We start from the raw sequence: 22046 nt of genomic DNA on the forward strand, positions 1-22046 counted from the left end.
TTCCCCGCTGCCGACCGCACTCAGGGGCGGCGGTTGGCGGCGGGAGGGGATCAGGGGCCGAGCCGGTAGCCGCCGGCCAGGAGCGCGTTGCGGGCGACGGCCACCTCCTCGGCGAGGCGGTACGGGTCGGTGAGGACGGCCGAGCAGCCGGGAAGGGCCCGGGGCGGGCACAGCCATTTCCGTCCGTCCGCGCGGCGGCTGGGCGGCGGAATTTTGATCATCCGGGACGAGACCCGACTCCCGTCGATCAGCTTGGCGTGCGGGCCCTGCCACACGGCCGGGGCGATGGGCACGAAGATCTCGACGACGTCCTCCGTGTGATCGATGAGCGCCGGGCCGACGAGGCTGTGGTCGCTGTCGAGCAGCGCGCGCACGGCCGCGCGGCCCAGCGGCTCCGGAAGCCTCACCACGGCGAAGGCCCGACCGGCCGGGACGGGCACCGCCCGTCCCCTCGCCCACGCCCTGCGGGTCGCGTCCGGGTCGCTGGTCTGCGCACCGATCCAGCGCATGCCCTCGACCACCTGCCGCGCGAGCAGCACAGTCGGAACGATCGCGGTCAACTTGTCCTCCATGCATGCGAGTTCGATACAAGGCCCGGGCTGGCCGCCGGGACCGAGCGGTTCAGGGCGGGGCGCGCCCGACGCAGCGCGACAGCGAGGTCCGAGTGGCGGGTCAGCGTCCCGCTGCCGTCCGGCTGGACCAGCCACTCCAGGGAGGCGACCCGCCCAACTCCCGGCGCCGGCAATGCGACCAGCGGCGGGTCTCGGCCGTCCGCCAGGGCGGTCAGCAGCACGGTGGACCGCATCTGCCAGGCGGCTCCGGGCCTCACCGGCACCAGCCAGGAGCTGGTCTCGGCGCCGTGGTCGTACAGGACCGGGCCGATCACCTGGCCGCTGCCGTGCAGCTCGTCCACGACCGCCCGGGTCAGGGCCGTGCCGACGACGATCACAACGTCGAAGCGGCAGCTCACCGGCAGCAGAGCGGGGCCGCCGCGTCGCCAGCCCGCTTGGATATGGCCGGGTCTGCTGCTGACTCCGGCGAGCCATCGGCCGCCGAGCACGTGGGGCGGGACCCGGGCGAGAGTGCGCATCTCCTGTCCTTCTTCTCTGGGTTCGAGGGCGCGGCCCGGCCGCCCCGGGCCGGGGGCGCAGTGGGGCGGCCGGGCGGCCCGCCGCCTTCCCGTGCTGCGGGTTGGGGAAGGCGGCGGGGCGGGTGTGGAGGCCGAGCACCCTTGCTCGGCCTCCACGCGCGGTTCGACGATCGGAACCGCGCCACCCGCTTCGGGGCGGACTGTGGCGCCTACGCGGCGCGGAATTCCCTCGCACGGCGGTTCAACCGCCCCACCGTAGTCAGCCTTCGGCGCGTGAGGGCGGACATCTTCAATGCGTGCAGCCTCGGCTGCACCAAGACCGGCTCCTCCGGCTGCACTTCCGCGTTCGCGGTGGCTTGACCGAAGGTCGGCGGCATCTCCTGTACGGCAAGCTCAAACCACACGGACCAGCCGGCCGCCCGGCCCTCGTCGTCGAGGCGCTGGCCCCAGCCGATCTCGTCGGCGTAGCCGTCCACGACCACGAGACCGCGGCCACCAGTCGCGTCCGGGTCGTCGCTGCCGATCATCGCCGGCACGGTCACACCAGGGTCGGTGATGGTGATCCGGAGTCGGCGGCGGACCTGGTCAAGCTCGGCGTCAATCGTCAACTCAACCTCGGTGCTGGAAAGTTCGACACAGCCGTACTTGATCGCGTTGTCGAGGAGTTCCGACGAGGCGACTCGAAGCGCGTACGCCCGATCGCCGTCGAGGACGATGCCAGCCTGGACAACCCGGTCGGCAATCAGCTTGCGGGTGGCGCCGATCGACGCCGTTCCGAGCCGGACATGGAGTTGTAGTACGCGGTGCAGCATGACGGTTCCTCCGGGCCGCAAGGCGGCATCAGGTATTGCCGGGGAAGCGGCCGTAGTGGTCGCGTGTGGCCGTCGCGGTGGATGGCCTTTGTCTCGGTCGGGGCACGAGAGTGTCGGCCTGACGGCCGGCTGCGGGCTGCTAGCCCTGCCTGCAGGCCGCGAACGACGAGTAGTTGCAGGCCAGCATCGGCGAGTTGCTGGCGGCGGACGGTCCGCTCGCTGACGGAGCCCAGGTGTGCCATCGACGGCAGAACGACTCCGTACAAACCAGGGTGGCCCGTGATCTCGTCGAGGTCGCTCCCGGTGACCACCCTCGTGAGGTTGAGCTCCCGTTGGACGCAGAAGTCGGCGAGGACCGCGGCAAGGACCGCATACCGCACAGGCTTCCCGCGAGACAGCCGCAACAGGCCAACCACGTGCGGCGGCGGTACGGACCGCTGCTCGGTGAGTTCCACTCTCGGGCCTCCGCTCTGCTGGCCGGGCGACTCAGCTGTTCCAGCGTGACGCCCGGGCGACCGGAGTGAAATGCCTTGCTGTGGCAGTTGCGTGGCAGTTCCGATACACCGGCTGGTCGCGGGGTGCTTCGATGGTCGCCGAGCGAGGAGGTGGTCATGGCATCGGTGCTTGAGTGGACCGGGGAGGAGGCTCGGGCGCTGCGGCGTGCGAGCCGCCTCAGCGTTCGGGACTTCGCAGCACTGCTAGGTCTCGCCGTACGGACGGTGACGAACTGGGAGCGCCTGGGCATCAAGACGCGACCGCGTCCGGACACTCAGGCCATCCTGGATACGGCGTTGGCCCGCCTCGACGCCGTTGCGATGCTGCGGTTCGAGGCACTGTTGGCCCAACAGGGCCGGGCGCCGGCGGCACCGGCGCCGGAAGGTCCCCGGTTGTGGGAGTACGAGACGTGGTCCGAGGACATCGAGCGGGCCATTGCAGCAGCGTCTCGACAGGACTTCGTCGTCGCATCGAACCTGCTGGAGCGGTGGCGGACCCGGTGGCCGGCACGCGAGCTTGATGAACGGGGCTTGTACCTGTTCGCACGGACGACCACGCTGGCCGGTGACCTCCAGCGGGACCGCGGTGTGCTGCTCGGCCCGTGGTCGGCCTCGCGCTCGTACGCGGACGCCCGGTCGGTGTTCACGCAGCTCGGCATCCCGCGTCGGGTCGCGCAGCTCGACCTGTCGCTCGCCGTCGTCGCGGAGATGTCCGGGGACCTACAGGGCGCCGCCTCCCGCTACGACGAACTGTCCAACGATGTGCGGCTGAGCAGCCGCGACCAGCTGAGGGCGCGCCTGTGGGTCGGCACCGCGCTGGACAAGCAGGGTCTCCACAATGCCGCGATGCCACTGATGGCTGCCGCGATCCGGGGATTCGAGGCGGCAGACGAGCAGGAGGACTGGGCGACCGCGCACCAGAAGCTGGCGCTCGCGCACCGCGGCGCCGGTGATCTCGGGGAAGCCACGAGGCTGATCTCGGTAGCACAGTCAGCCGGCACTGGCCCCAGCCCGTTACACCAGGTGCGACTGGCCACCGCGCACGGTCACGTCCTGCTGTCCGACCGGGCGACCGCCGACGAAGGACTCGCGGTGCTCGACAAGGCGGCGGCCACGGCTGCCACGTACGGTATGAGCCACCAGCTCCGCAGCATCGAGGGCATCCGCAAGGGCTTCGAACTGGGAGGTGGAGCCGTCAAGTTCAGGTAATCAGGAGAGATACGTGACCGGCACGACGAAGCGCGAGATCACCGACCAGCAGTGGGCGGACACCACACTGCTGTGGGACTACCAGCAGATGGGGCACGACCTTCGGCCGTGCGACGTAGCGATCGGGCTGGGCTCACACGACCTCGGGGTTGCAGCGGAGACGGCCGACCTGTACCTGCGCGGCCTGGTGAAGCGAATCGTGTTCACCGGCGGCCCGAACCCCAGTCGGCCGGACCACTTCCCCCACGGGGAGGCGGTGCACTTCACCGAGCACGCCATCGCCCTCGGCGTGCCCCAGAGCGCGGTGCTGATCGAACCGACGGCCCGCAACACCGGTCAGAACATCGAGTTCAGCCGGGCGGTGCTGGCAGCCGCCGAGGTACCCGTGTCGTCGGTGCTGCTGGTGTCCATGCCGTACATGGAGCGGCGAGCCTTCGCGACGTGCCGCCAGGTGTGGCCCGAGGTCGAGGCGGTGTGCGCCTCCACCCCGATGGACCTGCACGACTACGTGAAGACGATCGGCGACGAGAGCCTGGTCATCGACTCCCTGGTAGGTGACCTCCAGCGGGTCATCGAGTACCCCCGACTGGGCTTCGCCGTCGCCCAGGACGTACCCGGGAGTGTGCTCGATGCGTACCAGCGGCTCATCAACGATGGGTTCACCAGCCGCCTTCTCAGCTGACCGACTGCCCATCACGGGCGCAGGGCCGGTGTGTGCCATCCACCAGCCGAACCTGCTGCCGCGGCTGTCCACGGTGGCGAAGCTCTTCGCGGCGGACGTGTGGGTGGTGCTGGACGACGTCCAGTTCGCCCGCCGCGACTACCAGCACCGCGCCCGTCTCGGCTCGTTGAGCAGCGACTCCACACGGTGGGTTTCCCTGCCCACGCACCTGCCGGACGGCAGGGCCACCCTGATCCGGGACGCCCGCCTCGCCGATCCGGCGCGAGCCCGCCGCCAGCTGGAGGGCGTTCTGCGGGAGCAGTACCGGCCGTCGCCGATCTGGCCTGCCTTCGCCGAGCAACTGAGCTCGCTGCTCGACCTATTCGATGCCACCGACCGGACTGCCGAGATCACCGAGGCGTCCACGCTGCTGCTTCTCGGCACGCTGGGCTGGACCGGTCGGGTGGTGCGCAGCAGCTACCTGGCGGCCGGGGCCGGGCGCACCCAGCGGCTGGTGGACCTGTGCCGGTCGGTCGGCGCGAGCGCCTACCTTTGCGGCACGGGCGGCAGCCAGTACATCGAGCCGGACCGGTTCACCAACGTCGGGATCGGGGTGCGGCAGTTCACCGTGCCGGCCACAGGAGTGTGGGCAGGTGCCCGGTCGCTGAGCGCGGTGCACGCCATGCTGCTCCACGGACCGCGCCTCGTCGGGGAGACCATCCGCGAGAGCGCCATGTGGGCCGGTGGATCACACCCGAACTCCTTTGCCCAGGCGGGCCGGGCGCACGGATGACCAGGGTGAACGCTCAACACGCCGCGCCAGACCTGTGGCACCACTACGGCCGCACCCGCAGCGACACCGACCGATCGGTCCCCGAGGAGTTCTCCTGGATCTGGGCCCAGGACGGCGGCCCGGGGGCCGAGGTACTGGGTGACCTGACCGGCCTCGTCGCGGCCGACCTCGGGGCGGGCACCGCCCGACACGCCGCATACGTCACCGCGCACCACGAGCCGGCCCAGGTCGACGCCGTCGACGCCTCCCCCGCCCAACACGCCATGGCCAGCGCCCTCTACGGCCACCTCGCGCCCCACCTACGCACGGTGCACGCCGACGCGGCCGAGCACCGGCACCGGCAGCATCCGCCGTACCCTCCAACGCACCCCCACCGGCGGCCTCACCACTCTGCCCACCAAGACCATCAGCTCGGAACGCCGCATCGCCCTCCCAGCCCCTTGCATCACCTCGCTCCGCGCACACCGTGACCGGCAGGCCCGCGAGAAGCAGCAAGCCGGCGCCGAGTGTATGGACAACGGCCTCGTCTTCACTCACCTGGACGGCCACCCCATCGAACCCGCCACCCTCACCCGCCAGTTCAACGCGCTCCTCCGACGCTCCCGCCTGCGGGCGATCCGATTCCACGACCTGCGGCACTCAACCGCGACCTTGCTGCTGGAACAGGGCGTCGAACTCGTCGTCATCAAGGAACTTCTCGGCCACGCCCACATAGGCGTCACCGCGACCGTGTATGCCCACGTCCGCCTCCGCCTCCAGCGCGACGCCATCGACCTCCTCGGCCGTACCCTCAGCAAGTCCTCCGAGGCCGTCACCAACCCCGACGACAGCGACGGCCCGCCGCTTTGTGCAGTACCCGTCCGCTGACGTTGCCGTCAACTACTGCCGTCAAACGCTCAGGGGCCCCATCGGAGACGCTTCCGATGGGGCCCCTGAGTTTCATCTTCGAGCCGCTTTCGAGGATGTCCATGGAGTCGCTTGAACCACTCCATAAGAGTCTCTAATTCTCGAAGATCACAACTCAGTCCGGCAGTGGCTAAGCCAGGTCAATGACGATTGGCTCTCCCGAGTTCAAGTAGAGGACATATCCGGCTTCCTCGTCCGAGAGATCGGAAACAGGACAAACCCCGAGTGCCCATGTCGGCCGAGGCGTCCATCCGAAATCAGCGGGCGGATCGTACTGGTCAATGGCGACCACTTGAACCTCGGTTGGCGGGATTCCCAGCATGCAGGTTCCCCCAGTCGAAAGCTCGGACGGGTCGGGCTCCAGCCTCCACGGGGTATTGCGCCAATCCCAGTGGTCAGGATCGCGCGAGAATCCAACCGTTCCATCCCAACGACTCTTCGACTCGTCGTCGATCTCGCGCCACGGCCACTCAATGAAGACCCGAGTGGCGGTCACGGAAGATACATGCACGTCAACCGGCTCAGCCGAGAGGATCAGGCGATCGCCGCAGGCAAACCCTTCGGCGCTCTCATGTCTAACTCGCCTCATTGTTACCACCCTTCAGACCAGAACAGCGAGAACGGCGATTTATCCGCATTCCCACCACGATATCCGGCGCCACCGAACATCAGACCCTTTGAATCCAGGCGGCCATAGCAGATATCCCAGCAGATATTTCGGGAAGTGCCCCCGAAGCCAACAATCTCATTTGGCCCGAGACCATTCAGGATAGTTTCCTCCGCATGCCCGCGACCCTGAACGAACTCTTCCCCTGGACGCAGGGTCCAGGTAGATGGCATCTCTCCCGGACCGTTGATGGCAATCCGGTTCACCCAGGTCTTCGTCTCGGTATTAAAGACACCGATCACTGCGGTAGTGCCATGCTGATCCGCGTTCGGATAGTCATTCCGCATACCCTGGAGTTCCTCAGCCCTGCCCCGTGCGCCAATTGCATCTAGTTCGCCGGGTCCGCACTCATTATGCACAAGCACCGGCGTGGTCCCCGCCAGCACATAGTACGTGTGACGGTTGGCTACGGTGAGGTTGTACATGGCCTGCTGGCCAACAACCTCGAAAACTGCCGCAACAGTGGCCTCACGGCCGTCATCGGTCTTGAGGGAGTGACCCTGCAGGAGGGCAGCTGCGGGCACCCAGCCTTGAGCGGTTACATCCCAGAACGGGTGCTTGGAGGTAGTGTGGATGATCGACTTGGTGGTGCCTGACTGAATGGTGACATCAACGAGGTCATTGTCGTTGTGTCTCCAGGTGGCAGTAACAGTTTGGCCCCCACTTTCACCTGTTTGTGGATTCGCTGCTTCTACTTTCTCCCCGGCCTTGATCTCGCTGATCTCGCGAGAGCTCCCGTCCGACATGAGGACTGGCGTCGAGGCGGCAAAACTGCAGACCCCAAAACGGCCAGCGGTCTCCGCTTCCAGCATTTCTGCACGAGAAGCGGTAGAGATCTCAGACAGCTCGGCGGCTTCGCCGGGCCCACCGAGCCCCCCGGTCGCTACGGCCGCAAACCCAATACCACTCTTCTTGCCATTTTTGAAGCTCTTCGAGTTGGTGTTTGCGTGCCTATTTACTGTCGAATGGATCTTTTTGGTTACCGGCTTGACGATCGGGTCGGCAAACCCCATAGCCCCAACGTCCAGCACCGAGATCACATTCTCTGCGACCCCTTCTCCAAAGCCCCAGAGGGAGTCTGAGATCGTGCCCTGTTCCTGTTTGGGAGTTGGAAGGTCGGCAGAGCAGCCTCCGGGGGTGCAGACCTGGACGTTGTCGGATTCGGGCTGAGGCTGACAGAAGGGCCCTTGGCATCCTCCGCACTGAGTCGCCATTCCGGTACTGCAAGGTGCAAGTCCGGTGGGGTCGCTGAGGTTGACGGGGTTGTTGTTGCTGTAGGCGTACGGGTTCCACTGCTGGGGATCAGCCAGGTCGATAAGGGGGTCTACGCTGAGGAAGCGGCCGGTGGTGGGTTGGTATTGGCGGGCGCCGAGGTTGGTGAGACCGGTGGCGTCGTCCTTGGTGCCGCCGACGAAGCCCTTGTCGCCTGCCCAGGTGGTGGGCTGGGTGCCGCGGGGGTTGCCGAAGGGGTCGGAGGGGCGTCGGGTCTCGGTGAGGGTGGTGCCGTCGATGGCGAAGGTGCCGGTGCCGTGGTGGTCGGCGATCTGGTAGGTGGAGTTGCCGCCCTGGCGGACGAGGGTGATGCCGCCGGGGATTTGGTAGGAGCGGATGCCGGTGACAGTGTTGGCGTTGGTGTCGTAGACGAGTTCGTCGCCGCCGAGGTTGATGGTGGTCTTGCCAGGGTCGCGGCGGATGAGCTGGTTGCCGCCTGCGTCGTAGAGGTAGGTGGTGGGTCCGGCGGTGCCGGTCTTGGTGTAGGAGGCGAGCTTGTTCTCGCTGTTCCAGGCCAGGGTGGCGGTGCCGGAGGTGTCGGTGACGGCGGTGGTGTTGCCCATTGCGTCGTACTGGGCGCTGCTGCCGGTGGTACCGGTCGGCGCCGTGGTGGTGGAGCCGGTCAGGGCGTGCGGTCCGCCGGTTCCGCCGCCGGTGTTGGCAGCGGTGGTCGGGGTGTTGACCGTCCCGGCGGCTGGGTAGGTCTGGTTGGTGGTGGTGTCCTTGGTGGTGTTACCGGACGGGTCGTGCTGGACGAGCTGGGTGCGGTTGCCGGTGAGGTCGTAGCCGTAGCTCTGCCAGTACGCGGCAGGTCCGCCGACCGTGGTCCTCAGCGGTGCCTGGGCGCCGCTGGTCGGGGTGGAGTTGGCGCACGCGCCGATTCCGCCGACCGTGGGCTGGGCGGCTTGGGTGAGTGTGCCGGTGTCGGTCCAGGCGGTGGTGAGCCGGCCGAGGTAGTCGTAGCCGAAGCACTGGAGGTCGGTGGATGACGGGGTGTTGTCCGGGATGTTGCGTATCCCGGTGAGCTGTCCGGCCTGGTTGTAGGCGTAGGTGAGCTGCTGGACGGCGCCGGTGGCGGCGGTCTGCTTGTCGACGAACTGCTGCAGCGGTCGGCCGGTGGACTCGTCGTAGGTATTGGTGACGACGATCTGGGTGCCCCAGGGGTTCACCGTGGAGCGGATGTTGCGTCCGTAGGCGTCCCAGTCCGAGGACAGGTCGTAGGTGGCGCCGCCGACGGCACCGTAGGAACGTAGCGGGCCGTAGGAGTCGTAGGCGTAGTGGAGCGATTCCTCGGCGATGTCGCCGACGGCCGAGCGGTCGTCGTCGGTCAGCGCGCCGGTGACCGGGTCGTACTGTGCCTGGTAGGTGTAGGTGAAGGGGGTGGTTCCCTGGCCGATTTCGGTGCCGGGGATGGTGGTGGTGATGTTGGTCGGGTGGTAGGCGGTGTCGTAGGCCAGCACGGACCTGGTGTAGGTGATGCCGGTGGCGCCGTTGACGTAGCGGGTCGAGGTTGCGGGCTTGCCCTTGACGACGGTGTCGTAGGTGAAGCCGGTCAGCTGGTTGGCCGGCGCGACCGTACCGGAGAAGGTGCCCGTCACGCGGCCGAGCAGGTCGTAGGTGTAGGCGATGGTCTGCCCACGCGCATCTGTGGCGGTTGCGAGCTGGCCTGCGGTGTCGTAGCTCTTGGTGCTGGTCCCGGTGTCCGGGTCAGTACCGGTGATCTCCCGGCCGCGCTGGTCGTAGCCGTGGGTCCAGGTGTTGCCCGCCGCGTCCTTCTGCGCTGCGAGGTGGCCGTCGGCCGTGTAGGTGTAGGAGGTGATGTCGGCGTCGGCCGGGTTGCCGGTGGCGGTGGCGGTCTTGTACTGCCACAGCTGGGTCTTGTGGCCGCGCGCGTCGGTGACCGTCGAGGCAGGTGTGGCGCCCGCGGGCGGTGTGACGTCGGTCCGGTCGACGCCGGGGTAGGCGGTGGTCGTCGTGGTCTGGGTGACCCCGTAGGCCACGAACTGCTGGGTCACCGGGCGCCCGAGGCCGTCGTAGACGTTGTAGGTCTGGCCCGGGACCTTCTTGGTGTCGGTCTCGAACAGTGTGGTGCTCGGCGCCCCAAGGTCGTTATACCAGGGGTTGTTGGACCTGGTGACGCGGCCCTGGGAGTCGTACACCGTGTCGGTGATCAGCCGGCCCTTGTAGGCGGACAGTGCCGGTGTCGACTGGGACTGAACGGCCCGTCCCTTACCGTCCATGATGTCGATCTTGACGGCGTAGGCGGCGCTAGCCTGCAGGTCCGAGGTGGTCACGGTCGGAGCCACAGCGGCGCCGTTGACCACGCCCGGGAGGGAGTAGGTGAAGGTCCTGTTGGCGCTGGCCTTGGTGTCCCGGCCGGGCAGCCACACGGCGGTCGCGCGGCCGAGTTGGTCGTAGGCCCCGGTGGTCGTGAGGCCGTTGGTGTCGGTGGCGGTCAGCGGCAGTGCGCGGGCGGTGTCGTACGTGGTGGTGGTAGCCCGGCCGTTGGCCGCGTCACTCGCACCGGCGGGCGCCGGGGTGGTGACGGTGACGCTGTTGGGCAGTTCTCCCGGGGCGGCCGCCGTGTAGGCGGTGGTGACGGTCGCACCGTTCGGGTGCGCGCTGTCGGTCGCATTGGGGTCGGTCGCGCTCGTCGTGCGTCCGTAGCTGTCGTACGTCGCGTTGGTGGCGCTGAACTGCGGTGTCCCGGACGAGTCGAAGTGGTCGAGGGTCAGCGTGCTCGTCGCATCGTGCGCTGCGCCGAGCTGGCCGAAGGCCTGTCCGTCGTACAGGGTCCGGGTCCAGGAGACGGTGTTGGACGCCGCAGCGGTCGCGGTGCACGCGTTGGCGCCGGAGACCGCCACCGTTTCGGAGGACACCTCCTGGACCTGCGGGTTCGCACTGGTGGCCGCGTATGCGGTGCGGGTGCAGATGTCCGGGAGACCGTCGGCGCTGTTGAGTGAGGTGGTGACGCGGTTGGCGTGCGAGGGGTCGGTCGTGGTGGTGGTGGTGCTGGCCTGCCAGGTCCCGTCTGTCTTGAGCGACTTGGTCGTACTGGCCGTCGTGGTGGTCGCGTACTGGGCGAGGAGCGCGGGGAAGTTCGTGCCCTGATTGTGGGTGGCGGTAGTGATCGGGCCACCGCTGAAGGACTTCACCGTGTAGCTGGTGACGGTTCCGGACGGGTCGGCGCTGGTGTAGGTGTCGCTCTCGCGGATCTGACCCGAGAGCCAGTCGGAGTCGGTGGCCCCGCCACCCATCGGGCCGGCGGCCTGGACACTTCGGCTGGTGCCGTTCGCGAGAACATCTCTGTCCATGCCCTGGTAGAAGCTGGTCGACTTCTTCGACTGTGGTCCGTCGCTGCCGCTTCCGGAGACCGCGGTGACGGAGGCATAGCCGCGGAACTGGTCCCAGGTGCGGTTCTTGTCCTGGGTCGTAGGCGAGTCGTTGCGGTGCCAGGCGGCCTTTCCGTAGGTGTAGTTGGTCACCATCGGAATCGAGTGCGGGGTGCCCGGGTTCACGGTGACGCTGGTGACCGGGTACTTCTGGAACCAGTCGTCCACCGGGGCTGCGCCGGCGACGGAGCCGGGCGGGTTCCACTTGACGTTGTAGCAGGAACGGGTGTCGCTGTCGGCCGTGGCCGGCATGACGTTGTTCAGCCGCGAGCAGTCGGCGGGGGCGTAGTTGACGCCGATGGTGCTGCCGGTCTCGGTGGTGATCAGCTGGATGCGGGGCCGGTTGTAGTTCGGCGGGGCGGGGACCAGGTTGGTGCCGTCCACGCGGTTGGGCAGTAGCTGTGAGGTGAAGGAGACCGGGGGCAGGGTGATGGAGCCGCCGGTGGCCTGGGTGTCCTGGCCGGTGCGCTGGATGGAGGCGAGCCAGGGGACCTGGGTGTTCTCGGTGGCGTTCTGCACGTTGATGAACGTGTGGTTGAGCGCGTAGGAGTCCACGCTCTGGTAGGTGCCGTTGACCTTCACCTGGGTGGTGATGGAGGCCAGCCACTTGGTGGTCCAGAACGTCGGGCCGTAGACGGAGCAGGGGTTGGTGGCGTCGCACTGCTGGTCCAGCGGGACGTCCGGCCAGTTCCCGGCGTTGGCAGTGGTGCGCTGGGAGGGGTCGCAGGCCGCGGTGGAGGTGAGGCACCGCTCGGAGGTGTTGAACACGATCTTGGCGGCGGGGTTGTAGGCGCCGTTGTTGTTCAGCTGGTCCGAGAGGAGCTGGCCGTAGCCGATCGTGGCGGGCACGCCGGCGCGGGTGTAGGCAGCGGGGGTGCCGTTGCCGTTGTTCTGGGCGCCGCCGCGGGAGTAGTAGTTCGTCTCGGGCGCGTAGGTGTAGGTGGTCAGGTTGCCGTGCGGGTCCACGACGAAGTCGAGGTTCCAGCGCCAGGCGCTCTGGCACCACGAGCCCTGGCCCTTGGCCGGGTCGTAGCAGGGGTCACCGCTGTTGGGGGAGTAGACCGGGACGGTCCACGCCGAGCCGCTGTCAGCACCGAGCGCGGTCGGGTTCCCGTTCGCGTCCGGCACGTGGTTCAGACCGAAGTAGGACACCGTTCCACCGGTGTCGGTGACCTTGATGTAGGAGCCGTTCCACGTGCCGTTGGTGGCACCAGTCAGGAACTGGATCTTGGTACCGTCGTCGTGCTTGAGCCGCCAGGAGCAGGCCGACTGCTCCATCGCCGCAGGTGCATTGGACTGGCAGGAGGAATCGTCAGGGACCAACTGCCCGGAGTGGCCTCCCAGGGACATGGTCAGGTTCGCACCGCCCCAGCACTGGTCACCGGAGTTGGTGATTCCGTCCAGCGAGCAGGGCTTGTACGAACGCTCGATGAAGCCGGCGCCGAGGTCCCAGCCGTCGCCGATCCAGGAGGCCTGGGCGTTTGTCGACGAGGTTCGGCCGTCCACGGACGCGGAGTCGTAGGACAGCGCCACCTTCGGAGCCGATCCGGCCAGCGCCGGTGGCATCTGCACCGGGTACCCGTAGGTGAACGCGCCGGAGGAGCCGCCTGCGGTCCAGGACTGGGAGGGACTGAGCGGGGTCGCCGAGTAGGTTCCGGCCCCGCTCGACGCCCCGGACACCACACCGACCGTGGTCGAGGTGCTGGTGGAGTCCGCGTACACCGCCCGAGCCGTGCCGGAGGCATCGGTGGCGGTCTTGGTCGCCGGGGCGGTCGAAGACTTCGCGGTGCCTGTTCCGGTCAGCGGGACGTCGGCGACGAGCTTCTTCGTCGCCGGGTCGTAGTGCGACTCGATCGGAGTCTGCTTGTGGCAGTCGGCGGTCTTCGGCGTGGTCGTTGCGCATTCCGGCAGGACCACCAGGTGCGCCCGGGCCGCCCAGTTCGCACCGAATGCGGCGTCCAGGCTCGAGGCGTCCACGCCCAGACGAACCGGTGCGTCGTCTCCCGAGCCGGGGCGGGTGAGGGTGACCGCAACGCCGGGGATTCCGGCGGCCGCCGAGGTGTTGGTATCGGCCACCTCGATCTGGATCGTCTGACCCGCCGCGGACGAACCGGCCAGCGGTGCGACCGTCACCGGCAGGCCTGTGGCCTTGGCCTCGGAACCGGCCTGCGGCTTCTCCCCCTCACTCAGCGGGTGGGCCTCGGGTGCAGTGCCGAGCGTCACCGAGGCGTGGCCGCCCGCGACCGGCTTCGGATCCTTCGGAGGGGTCCAGACCGGCGGCACCGGGTGCTCCGGCTTCGGGACCGGCACCGGGGCGGCGTTCTGCCCAGCGATCGAAGGCGTCTTCGGCAGGGCGGTGTTGGGCGGCGACCACTTCCGCGAGTAGTCCGGCCCATCCGCCGCCGCGGCAAGCGGCAGGGGTGCCAGCAGCGAACCGATGACGGCGGCCGTCGTGACGGCCGCGAGCCGTCCGCGCAGTCTCCCCCTCCTGTCCTTTACTCCCTCGGAGCCTGATCGTTGTATAAATGACACGCTTTCACATCCCCCAAGCATTAACGCCCCCTGCGAATGCGGGCGGCACATCCTGCATTCGAACCGCCGAATGCTAGCGAGACTTGACATTGGATAGTCAAGCCTCACCCCCGCGTGAGGCTTCTCACGGAGGTCCACGAAGCGACCATTTCAACCCAACCTGGGACTTCGTCACCGAATTTGAGTTGGCCGATGTCAGCACCTCCCCCTACGGTGCCTCTGGCCTGTGTCCATGCAGGTCATCTGTGTTCCTTGGGGGGAGTTTCCCGTTTTGAACAGAAAGCGCCACCACGTCGGCGCGCCGCTCAGCGCATTGACCGCCACTGCCCTTCTGGCGCTCACGGCCGGTCTTTCAGGGCTCGAAGCCCATGCCGCCGACACGCCGTCAGTACCCACGCAGGCCGCCATCAACGCGGCTACCGCGCAGAAGCTGCAGGAACGTCCGCCCGCGAACGTGGTTGACCAGGCCATCGCCCAGGCCAAGTCCACGCAAAAGAACGTTCCGATCGACTCGCTCACAACCGAGTTCAGCGAGACCGTCGCCACCCCCGATGGCCACCTCGCGCTCACCAGCCACCTGGAGCAGCAGCGGGCGCGCCGAGGCGGCCTCTGGCAGGGGCTGGACGCCACGCTCGCGGCCAACCCGGACGGCACGTTCTCGCCGAGGTCCGCGGCCGGGCAGGTGGCGCTGTCCAAGGGCGGGGACGGACCGCTGGCGACCATGACCAGTGCGGACGGGAAGAAGCTCGCACTGTCCGCGCCGTTCGCCCTGCCCGCGCCCACCGTCACCGGCGACAGCGCGGTCTACCCGTCCGTCGCACCCGACATCGACCTCAAGGTCACCGCCACCAAACTCGGCGGCCTGACCACCGTCCTGGTCGTCAGGACCCAGGCCGCGGCGGCCAACCCGCTCCTGAAGAACCTGCACTTCGGGACCACCCTCGACGGCGTCACCGTCAAGAACGACGATCACGGCAACGTCACCGTCGTCGGCGACGACGGCAAGCCCCGCTGGGTCTCCCGCACCCCACAGATGTGGGACAGCAGCACCGCACCCGCCGCACCTGCCGCGAACAATCCTCCGCCCGTGACGAAGACCGCCCTGACCTTCCGAGCAGCCGCGGCAGACGCGCCCGCTCCCGCACCGACCGATGCGGGCCAGGCCCCGACCGCCGGCTCCGACACCGGCCCCGGAACGGCCTCCAAGGTCGCCACCATGCCGGTCAAGGCCGACAACAACGGAATCGACCTCACCCCCGACCAGGACCTCCTGGCCCACGGCACCGCCCCGTACTACATCGACCCCGACTACCTGCCCTGGACCCTGACGGGCAACTCCTGGACCTGGGTCCAGTCCGCCCACGACGGTTCCAACAACTGGATGCGCCAGGGCCCCAAGGACGCCGACCACCCGGGCGTCGGCAAGTGCGGCACCTACCCCAACGGCGGCAGCTGCATCCCCGCCGACATCGAGCGCAGCTTCTACCAGTTCGACATCAGCGCGCTCGGCGGTGCGGTCATCGACTCCGCGACGATGACCATGCAGGAGTACGTCTCCGCCGACTTCTCCTGCACCACCAAGTACCCGCTCAACCTCTACGTCACCAACGGGCCGATCGGCAACGGCACCACCTGGTCCAACCAGCCCGGGCAGCAGGGTGGTCAGCTCGGCGACACGGCCATGGTGGGTGGCTCCGGACAGCAATCGTGCCACGACAACGTGTCGTTCAGCTTCGACATCGGCGGCGCGATGAGGCAGTACGTCAACTACGGGCAGCTGACCTTCGGCCTCTACGGCGACGAGAGCAACCAGTACGCCTTCAAGCGGTTCACCTACCAGCCGACGCTGTCCGTGATGTACGACCGCGTCCCCAACGTCCCCACCAACCCCTCGGTGTGGCCCGCCCCGACGACGGTCAGCCCCGCGGCGACCAACCAGGCCTGCGGTGACAGCAACGGAGACCACTGGGCCTGGCTCGGTGCCGGATCCGCCCAGAACAACGCCGTCTGGCTCAACGCCACCGTCTCCAGTCCCGTCCAGGCGCAGGTCGCGACCTGGGACCACATCTGGGACTACAACGTCCCCGGTGTCCCCGACGTCGCGTCGGGCATGACCGCTCCTGTCGGCAACGGCGGTGTCACCAGCTTCCAGGTCCCGGCCAACGTCATCCAGGACGGCCACGCCTACGGCTTCGGCATGGTGGCCAACGACACCGTGCGGAACATGCCGTCGTCAGGGTCCACCCCGGCCTGCTACTTCAAGGTCGACCTCACCCCGCCGACCGTCACCTTCCCCACCACGGTCACCGACACCGGCAAGCAGTTCCCGCCCAGCGGCAACGGCCAGACCCCCCAGCTCTACGCCGGCCAGAGCGGCGGCATCCCCTTCACCGCCACCGACCCCAACCCCAGCGGTGGCTACACCTCCGGTGTCGCCTGCCTGCGCTGGAGCTTCGACCCGCAACTCGTCGACTCCACCTGGCAGTGCGGCAGCGCCATGCCCACCGGCCAGATCCAGGTGACCCCCGGACGCTGGGGCACCAACGTCCTCTACCTCCAGGCCGAGGACAACGCCGGCAACCTCTCCCCGGTCGCCCAGTACGCCTTCTACGCCCCGTGGAACCCCAACAGCCCCGCGCCGACCTTCGGCGACGTCACCGGCGACGCCCTGCCCGACATCGTCACCGCCGACCCGGGCGGCGACCTGCGCGCCTACAGCATCCCCGCCACCGGTGGGAGGGCCCCTCTGGCTGCACCGAAGGCCAAGTCCCCGGGCGGCGACTCCTGGGCCAACTACCGCACCACCCACCGCGGCAGCCTGCGCGGTGGCAACAACGTCGACGACCTCATCGTCCACAAGGACGGCGACCAGAACCTCTGGTACTACCAGAACCCCGGCAATACCGGCGTCACCGGTGTCTTCGACGCCAACAGCCTTCTGACCAAGCCCGCCTGCGATCCGAAGCTGACCGACTGCACCGGCTACAACGCCACCGACTGGTCCACCACCCTGCAGATCGCCGCCAGCGGCGACCCCAGCACCACCAAGCTCGACACCGGCAAGAAGTTCCTCAACCGCACCGGCCTGTTCACCATCGAGACCAGCCCCGACGGCACCGGAGCCCTCTGGTTCTACCCCACCATCGGCGACGCCCTCTTCGGCTCACCCACCAGGCTCGCCGCCACCGGCTGGAAGGGCTGGGACCTCATCTCCCCCGGCGACTGGGCAGGCCAGGGCCACCCCGGCCTCTGGGCCCGCAACCAGAGCAACGGAGACCTACGCGGCTACACCTTCACCACCGGCACCATCACCGTCAACGGCCCCTTCGGGCGCCACACCAACTACCCCACCCTCACCGCCATCGCCACCGACACCAAGATCGGCTACGGCGTCACCAGCACCAACTGGCCCGTCATCGGCTCCGACGGAGACCTCACCGGCATCGGCTCGCCCACCCTCTGGGCCCTGACTCCGGGCGGCGTCATCCAGACCTTCACGGGCCACTCCACCACCACCGACCCCTACTTCACCTGGACCAACGGCTGGGTCAACGCCCTGAGCGTCTACGCCGAGAACAGCCCCGTCACCTACACCGCCCAGACCGGCAAGTGCATGGACATCGCCGGCGGTGCCAACGCCAACGGCACCGCCGCTCAGCTGTACGACTGCAACGGCAGCAACGCCCAGAAGTGGACCTTCGCACCCGACGGCAGCCTCCGCGTCCTCGGCCACTGCCTCGACGCCACCGACCGCGGCACCGCCAACGGCACCCTCCTGCAGATCTGGGACTGCGGCAACGGCGCACCGCAGCAGACCTTCACCCCCCGGCCCGACGGCAGCCTCTACAACCCCGCATCCGGCCGCTGCATCGACCTCCCCGGCGGCACCGTGACCAACAGCGCCCGACTCGAGCTGTACGACTGCAACAACAGCCCCGCCCAGAAGTGGACCTCCTTGGTGCGCAGCTGAACACGAGCGAGGACGAGTCTGCGGCCGGGGTAGCAAGCGTCGGCCAACTCCCTCATCAGGCGGGCCCCGTGGCGCCAGTCACACGGCTCTGACGATGCAAGCACTCGCTCACTGTGGCCACCTCCCGGGCTGAACTCCAGGAGGTGGCCACCTACACATGCCGGCACGTGGTGGTTCGGCTACCGGATGCGGCGGGCAGGGCGCAGGTAGCCGGTGACGAGGTGGGGAAGTCCGTCGTCGCCGGGTCCGACTTCGTCCGGCCCCAGGATGTCCTGGAGCTGGGCGAGTTGCCGTTCGATGCCGGTCAGGTTGGCGGTGTTGTCCATGGTCACCACGCCGTCGACCACGAGGCGTAGCGGGTCGGTGAGGAGGCGGGCGCGGCGTTCGGCGAGGACTTCCAGGGCGACGGCGCGGGCGGTGTGGAGGCGCTGGTAGCGGGCGTGGAGGTCGGCGGGGTCGGTGGCGGGGCCGAGCTGTGCGAGGAGCCAGGCCTTGGCTGCTTCGTCCATCGGTTTGTCCTTCGGGGTGTGGTGAGGCCCGGCACCTGGGTGTTGGTGCCGGGCCTTGGCCGTGCCGGCCGGGGTTACTCGGTGATGGTGGCCTTGGTTCGGCGACGGGGAGCGGGCTCGTCCTCGGGGCCGTCGTCTTCGTCGTCGTACTGCTCGGCGTCGTCGGGTTCCCAGGCGTCGGGGTGGGTGATGAGTTCGGCGACCTCGAGGTCGGGTTCGTCGCCGGGCTGGAGGAGGAGCCGTTCCCCGGTGGTGGGGTGGTCGATGTGGATGGCGGTGGCGAGCCGGCGCGGCATCGGCATCACAGGACCTTCGCGACGATGTGGGCGTCCGGGGTGTGGATGATCGGCATGCCGACGGCGGCGCCCTTGGTCCAGAGCTGGGGCGGGTCGTCCTGGGCGCCTCGGGTGATGATGATGCCGGGGGCGTCGGTCTTGTCGATCTCGGGGTTGGTGCCGCGGGACAGGATCAGGGATTCGGCGGTCGTCCCGTACATGGTCTCGGCCCACTTCTGGCGGTCCGGGGGCAGGAGGATCCACCGGTCGTCCGGCAGGACCCGGGTCGGGGTGCCGTCGACGCGCACCTGGGCCTTGTAGATGGTGACGGGCGGCAGGTTGTAGTTGCCGCGTACGACGTTGACCTGCTGCGGGGTGAGCGTGGCGGTCGGCGTGGTCGAGGGGTTGACGGAGCCGTAGTAGGCGGCCCGGTACGCCGCGTTCTTGCCGAGGTAGGACAGGGCGCGGCGGGAGGTGAGGACCATCTCCGGCTCGGGCAGGCCCAAGTCGTCGAGGTACTGGATCCAGCCGAGCTCGTCGGTGATCGGGTCGGAGGCCGGGTCGGACCAGGGCTTGGGCGCGGTGGGCATGTTGGCGCTGGGCACGCCGAAGTCGATCTCGGTGGTGAGGCCGTTCTCGTTGGCGAGGGTGAAGCGGCCGTCGAGGAGGACGTCGCCGGCGGCGAGTTCCAGTCGGCTACGGATGGCCTCGACGTGTCGCTCGACGTCGTCGTAGAGCAGCTCGATCAGGCGGTCCTGGTTGGCGCCGCGGGACTGCTCCAGGAGCAGCTGCTCCTGTTCTCCAACGATCAGCTTCTGGCCCAGGGCGGGGAGCATGCCCTCGCGGGTGTTCTGCCAGGCCTGACGCTCGGCGAACGGCACCGAGCTGTCGTAGGCGCGGAACTTGGCGGTGTTGACGTAGCGGCCGGTCTGGCGGATGCGCCACTTCACGTCGTGGGCGACGACGGTGGGCAGGATGTTCTGGGTGAGCAGGAAGTCGGCCGGGGTGGGGATCGATCGGGCGAACGCGGTCAGGTCGGTGGTGCTGACACCGGTCAGCAGGTCCTGGATGGTCACAGGTCAACCTCCTTTCAGACGAAGCGGATCAGCGGGCCGGTGCTGCTCGGAAGGATCTTGGTAGGGTCGATGCCGCCGGGGACCTTCGCGGCGCGCACGACGCCGTGCCACAGCATCGCGGCGGCGACCTTGGTCTGCCCAGGCGCGAACACGGCGTCGGCGAAGACCAGGCCGGCCAGCTGCTGGCGGCCGTCGGTGGCGGCCGGGTCGTAGGGGCCGTAGAGGCCGGAGGCGGTGATCCGGGCGACGGGGACGCCGGACAGGACGCGGCTGTACGGCTGGATGGGGTCGGTGGACGCCAGGTAGTGCGTGCCGGCGGTGAACCGGGTGATGTCGAGGGTGACGGTCTCGGTGGAGTCGATGCCGTGCAGCGAGCCGAGCCAGCTGCGGTCGGCGGTGTACGACGCCGACGTGGAGATCGGCTGAACGGTCAAGGCGGCCCCTCCTCGGGGGTCGGGCGGGCGGCGGGCTTCGGGCACTCACCGCGCGGTGGCGCTGTCCACGGGCAAGAGGGGGCGTGGTCCCCGCGGGTCCCGGGTTGCTGCAGGGTCAGGTGGCTGTCAGCTGGTGGGCAGGAAGCCGCGGCGGCGGGCCATGTCCAGGCCGGCCGAGCCGGGTGCGGCGGGGGCCTGGCCGCGCGGCGGCGGGCCGCCGGCCGGGGAGCCGCCCGGCGCGGGCGGCGGCGTGGCGGGCGCGGTGGTGCCGAACAGCTCGGGGCGGCGTTCCTTGAGGGAGGCGGCGGCCGCCGCGACGGCCTGCTCGTCGGCGTCGTCGGGAGCGTCGAGGAGCCGCTCGGCGTCGGCGAGGTCGTCGCCGTGGGCGCCCAGCCGGGCGAGCGCGGTCTGCCGGGCTGCGGCCCGCAGGCGGGTGAACGCCTCCGCCTCACGCTCGGCCGCTGCTCGCTCGCGCTGCTCGGCGGCCTGCTCGCGGCGCTCGACCTCGGACAGCGAGGCCTGCTCGGCGGCGCGCTGCGCCTCGACCCACGCGGAGAGGGCCGCGCTGTCCGCGAAGCCCAGGTCGGCCACGAGCCGCTTGACGGCGCCGCGCTCGCCTTGACTCTTCTCGCGGGCGAGGAGACGGGTCAGGGTGTCCTGGGTGATCAGCGTGCTGCCGGAGTCCGGCGCGGCCGGGGCCGGCGGCTGGCTGGTCGGGTCGCCCTCGGGCTGAGAGGGCAGGGGGGGCGGTCACGGTGAACCTCCGGAGCAGCGCCCCCGCGCTGATGATCAGTGTAGGCCACCATCCAGCGTTAGAGCTCAAGTCGATCACTCGTGGGCGTTCCCACGCCCAACTGTTCCAGGAGCATTGCTGTTTGGCGCAGTGGCAGGGTGCCACTCCGAATGCAGCAGCCGCCGTAGCCCTTGTGTGACGCCCATGTGATGTTGGACGCGCACTGCGATCGACTCAACCACCCTGTTTCAGCCTCCGGCCTACGGACTCCATGACTCCCGCTCGGATTGCATGAACCCTCGACCTATCTCACAGAGGTGAAAACCATGAACGCTGACCGCTCACGGCATAACTGTGCCAGCCCGGCAGCCCAGGCCCCTGAACGACTTGGACGATTGGCAGCGGCCCTGGCCGTACTGGCCTCCACCGTCAGTGCTTCGCTGTTCACAGCTCACAGCGCAGCCGCCGCAACAGTCGATAGCTACTCGACTGGCACCTACACCATCACCGTTCCGGCCGGTACCACGAGGCTTGTTGCCGACCTGTGGGGCGCCGGCGGCGGCGGCGCGGGCGCCGGAGGCCAAGGTGGTGGCGGCGGTGGCGGAGCTGTAGGCAGTAGGACGGGAGGCGGCGGCGGGGGTGGGGGAAGCGGGAGCAGCGGCGGAGGGGGCGGCGGCGGCGCCCACACACGGTGCACGATGGCTGTTACCCCCGGCAGCACGCTGACGCTCACCGTCGGCTCCCCAGGAGCCCGCGGGCTTGGCGCCGATGGCGGCACGGGAGGCCTTGGGGCTACCGGCTCGGGTGTTCACGGTGGCAATGGGGCCATGGGAGCCAACGGCGCTGCCGGCGGGAACGGCGGGGACAGCACGCTGACAGCATCGGGAGGAGACACAGTCATCCGGGCCGGTGGGGGTCTGGGCGGCGCTGGCGGTCACGGCGGGGCGGGAGGTACTGGTGGCGACGTTGGGGCGGCGGGCACGGGTGGTGCCAGCGGAACTGGCGCTGCGGGCGGTGCCGGGGGCACAGGAGCGTGTAGCGGGATCGCCCAGGGAACCAGCGAATCTGGCGAACCCGGTGGGAGCACCGGGGCGGGAGTACGCGGCCATGACGGCCGTGGAACCGTTGGCGGCATGGGCGGCGCCGTGGACTACCTCACCCCCGGAGGTAGCTCAGGCGCTGGAGCTGATGGCGTCGGCAGTGGGGGAGCCGGTGCTTCAG

General features: G+C 68.9%; 13 protein-coding genes and 2 pseudogenes. 6 read left to right on the plus strand and 9 right to left on the minus strand.

Translation table 11 applies throughout. From position 1 onward, the window contains the following. Positions 1 to 50: 50 nt before the first annotated feature. The 3 genes from AB0O91_RS30245 to AB0O91_RS30255 all read right to left on the minus strand — a co-directional run bounded on the left by AB0O91_RS30245 (position 51) and on the right by AB0O91_RS30255 (position 1902). Entirely contained in the window at positions 51 to 560 is a 510-nt protein-coding gene (locus AB0O91_RS30245; protein ID WP_363439671.1) for a hypothetical protein, read from the minus strand. Then, on the minus strand, positions 557 to 1090 hold the full coding sequence (locus AB0O91_RS30250) for a hypothetical protein (protein ID WP_363439674.1): 534 nt from the start codon (positions 1088 to 1090) through the stop codon (positions 557 to 559). The genes AB0O91_RS30245 and AB0O91_RS30250 overlap by 4 nt, the downstream gene beginning before the upstream one ends. Before the next feature lie 209 nt (positions 1091 to 1299). Next, on the minus strand, positions 1300 to 1902 hold the full coding sequence (locus AB0O91_RS30255) for an ATP-binding protein (RefSeq protein WP_363439677.1): 603 nt from the start codon (positions 1900 to 1902) through the stop codon (positions 1300 to 1302). Positions 1903 to 2513: 611 nt separating this feature from the next. Between AB0O91_RS30255 and AB0O91_RS30260 the strand changes: the two genes are divergently transcribed. The 5 genes and pseudogenes from AB0O91_RS30260 to AB0O91_RS30280 form a co-directional block, all read left to right on the plus strand. Next, positions 2514 to 3605 carry a hypothetical protein gene (locus AB0O91_RS30260; RefSeq protein WP_363439680.1) on the plus strand — a complete coding sequence of 364 codons (1092 nt, stop codon included), beginning with the start codon at positions 2514 to 2516 and terminating at the stop codon, positions 3603 to 3605. Positions 3606 to 3618: 13 nt separating this feature from the next. After that, the gene (locus tag AB0O91_RS30265; RefSeq protein ID WP_363439683.1) at positions 3619 to 4287 is read left to right on the plus strand and encodes a YdcF family protein; all 669 of its coding nucleotides are present in this window, start codon (positions 3619 to 3621) and stop codon (positions 4285 to 4287) included. Continuing rightward, the gene (locus AB0O91_RS30270) at positions 4235 to 5059 is read left to right on the plus strand and encodes a WbqC family protein (protein ID WP_363439686.1); all 825 of its coding nucleotides are present in this window, start codon (positions 4235 to 4237) and stop codon (positions 5057 to 5059) included. Before AB0O91_RS30265 ends, AB0O91_RS30270 begins: the two co-directional genes overlap by 53 nt. Next, positions 5056 to 5391, plus strand: a pseudogene (locus AB0O91_RS30275) (class I SAM-dependent methyltransferase); the annotation flags it as partial. The gene AB0O91_RS30270 and the pseudogene AB0O91_RS30275, both read left to right, overlap by 4 nt. A 1-nt stretch (position 5392) precedes the next feature. Further along, positions 5393 to 5926, plus strand: a pseudogene (locus tag AB0O91_RS30280) (site-specific integrase); the annotation flags it as partial. 630 nt (positions 5927 to 6556) lie between these two features. Here AB0O91_RS30280 and AB0O91_RS30285 read toward each other — a convergent pair. Further along, entirely contained in the window at positions 6557 to 13828 is a 7272-nt protein-coding gene (locus tag AB0O91_RS30285; protein ID WP_363439689.1) for a polymorphic toxin-type HINT domain-containing protein, read from the minus strand. Between the two features lie 454 nt (positions 13829 to 14282). Here AB0O91_RS30285 and AB0O91_RS30290 point away from each other — a divergent pair, with 454 nt between their 5' ends. Further along, positions 14283 to 17798 carry a ricin-type beta-trefoil lectin domain protein gene (locus AB0O91_RS30290; protein ID WP_363439692.1) on the plus strand — a complete coding sequence of 1172 codons (3516 nt, stop codon included), beginning with the start codon at positions 14283 to 14285 and terminating at the stop codon, positions 17796 to 17798. A gap of 179 nt (positions 17799 to 17977) precedes the next feature. Here AB0O91_RS30290 and AB0O91_RS30295 read toward each other — a convergent pair whose 3' ends face one another. From AB0O91_RS30295 to AB0O91_RS30315, 5 genes are all read right to left on the minus strand, one after another. Continuing rightward, on the minus strand, positions 17978 to 18307 hold the full coding sequence (locus AB0O91_RS30295; RefSeq protein ID WP_363439695.1) for a hypothetical protein: 330 nt from the start codon (positions 18305 to 18307) through the stop codon (positions 17978 to 17980). 74 nt (positions 18308 to 18381) lie between these two features. Further along, a complete protein-coding gene (locus tag AB0O91_RS30300) occupies positions 18382 to 18609 on the minus strand; it encodes a hypothetical protein (protein ID WP_363439698.1) in 228 nt (75 codons plus the stop codon). Next, positions 18609 to 19658: a major capsid protein gene (locus tag AB0O91_RS30305; protein ID WP_363439701.1), complete on the minus strand. Its 1050-nt coding sequence runs from the start codon at positions 19656 to 19658 to the stop codon at positions 18609 to 18611. Before AB0O91_RS30305 ends, AB0O91_RS30300 begins: the two co-directional genes overlap by 1 nt. A gap of 14 nt (positions 19659 to 19672) precedes the next feature. After that, complete coding sequence (locus tag AB0O91_RS30310; protein WP_363439704.1) at positions 19673 to 20092, minus strand: head decoration protein; 420 nt, start codon at positions 20090 to 20092, stop codon at positions 19673 to 19675. Between the two features lie 126 nt (positions 20093 to 20218). Next, positions 20219 to 20683, minus strand: a complete 465-nt coding sequence (locus AB0O91_RS30315) for a hypothetical protein (protein ID WP_363439707.1) — start codon at positions 20681 to 20683, stop codon at positions 20219 to 20221. Between the last annotated feature and the right edge of the window lie 1363 nt (positions 20684 to 22046).

Origin of the sequence: Kitasatospora sp. NPDC089797, assembly GCF_040684795.1 — a bacterium.
Classification (GTDB): Bacteria; Actinomycetota; Actinomycetes; order Streptomycetales; family Streptomycetaceae; genus Kitasatospora.

Coding starts and splice junctions, on each gene's coding strand:
- AB0O91_RS30250 (WP_363439674.1), bottom strand. CDS start 1,090: ATGCGCACTCTCGCCCGGGTCCCGCCCCACGTGCTCGGCGGCCGATGG.
- AB0O91_RS30255 (WP_363439677.1), bottom strand. CDS start 1,902: ATGCTGCACCGCGTACTACAACTCCATGTCCGGCTCGGAACGGCGTCG.
- AB0O91_RS30260 (WP_363439680.1), top strand. CDS start 2,514: ATGGCATCGGTGCTTGAGTGGACCGGGGAGGAGGCTCGGGCGCTGCGG.
- AB0O91_RS30270 (WP_363439686.1), top strand. CDS start 4,235: ATGCGTACCAGCGGCTCATCAACGATGGGTTCACCAGCCGCCTTCTCA.
- AB0O91_RS30295 (WP_363439695.1), bottom strand. CDS start 18,307: ATGGACGAAGCAGCCAAGGCCTGGCTCCTCGCACAGCTCGGCCCCGCC.
- AB0O91_RS30300 (WP_363439698.1), bottom strand. CDS start 18,609: ATGCCGATGCCGCGCCGGCTCGCCACCGCCATCCACATCGACCACCCC.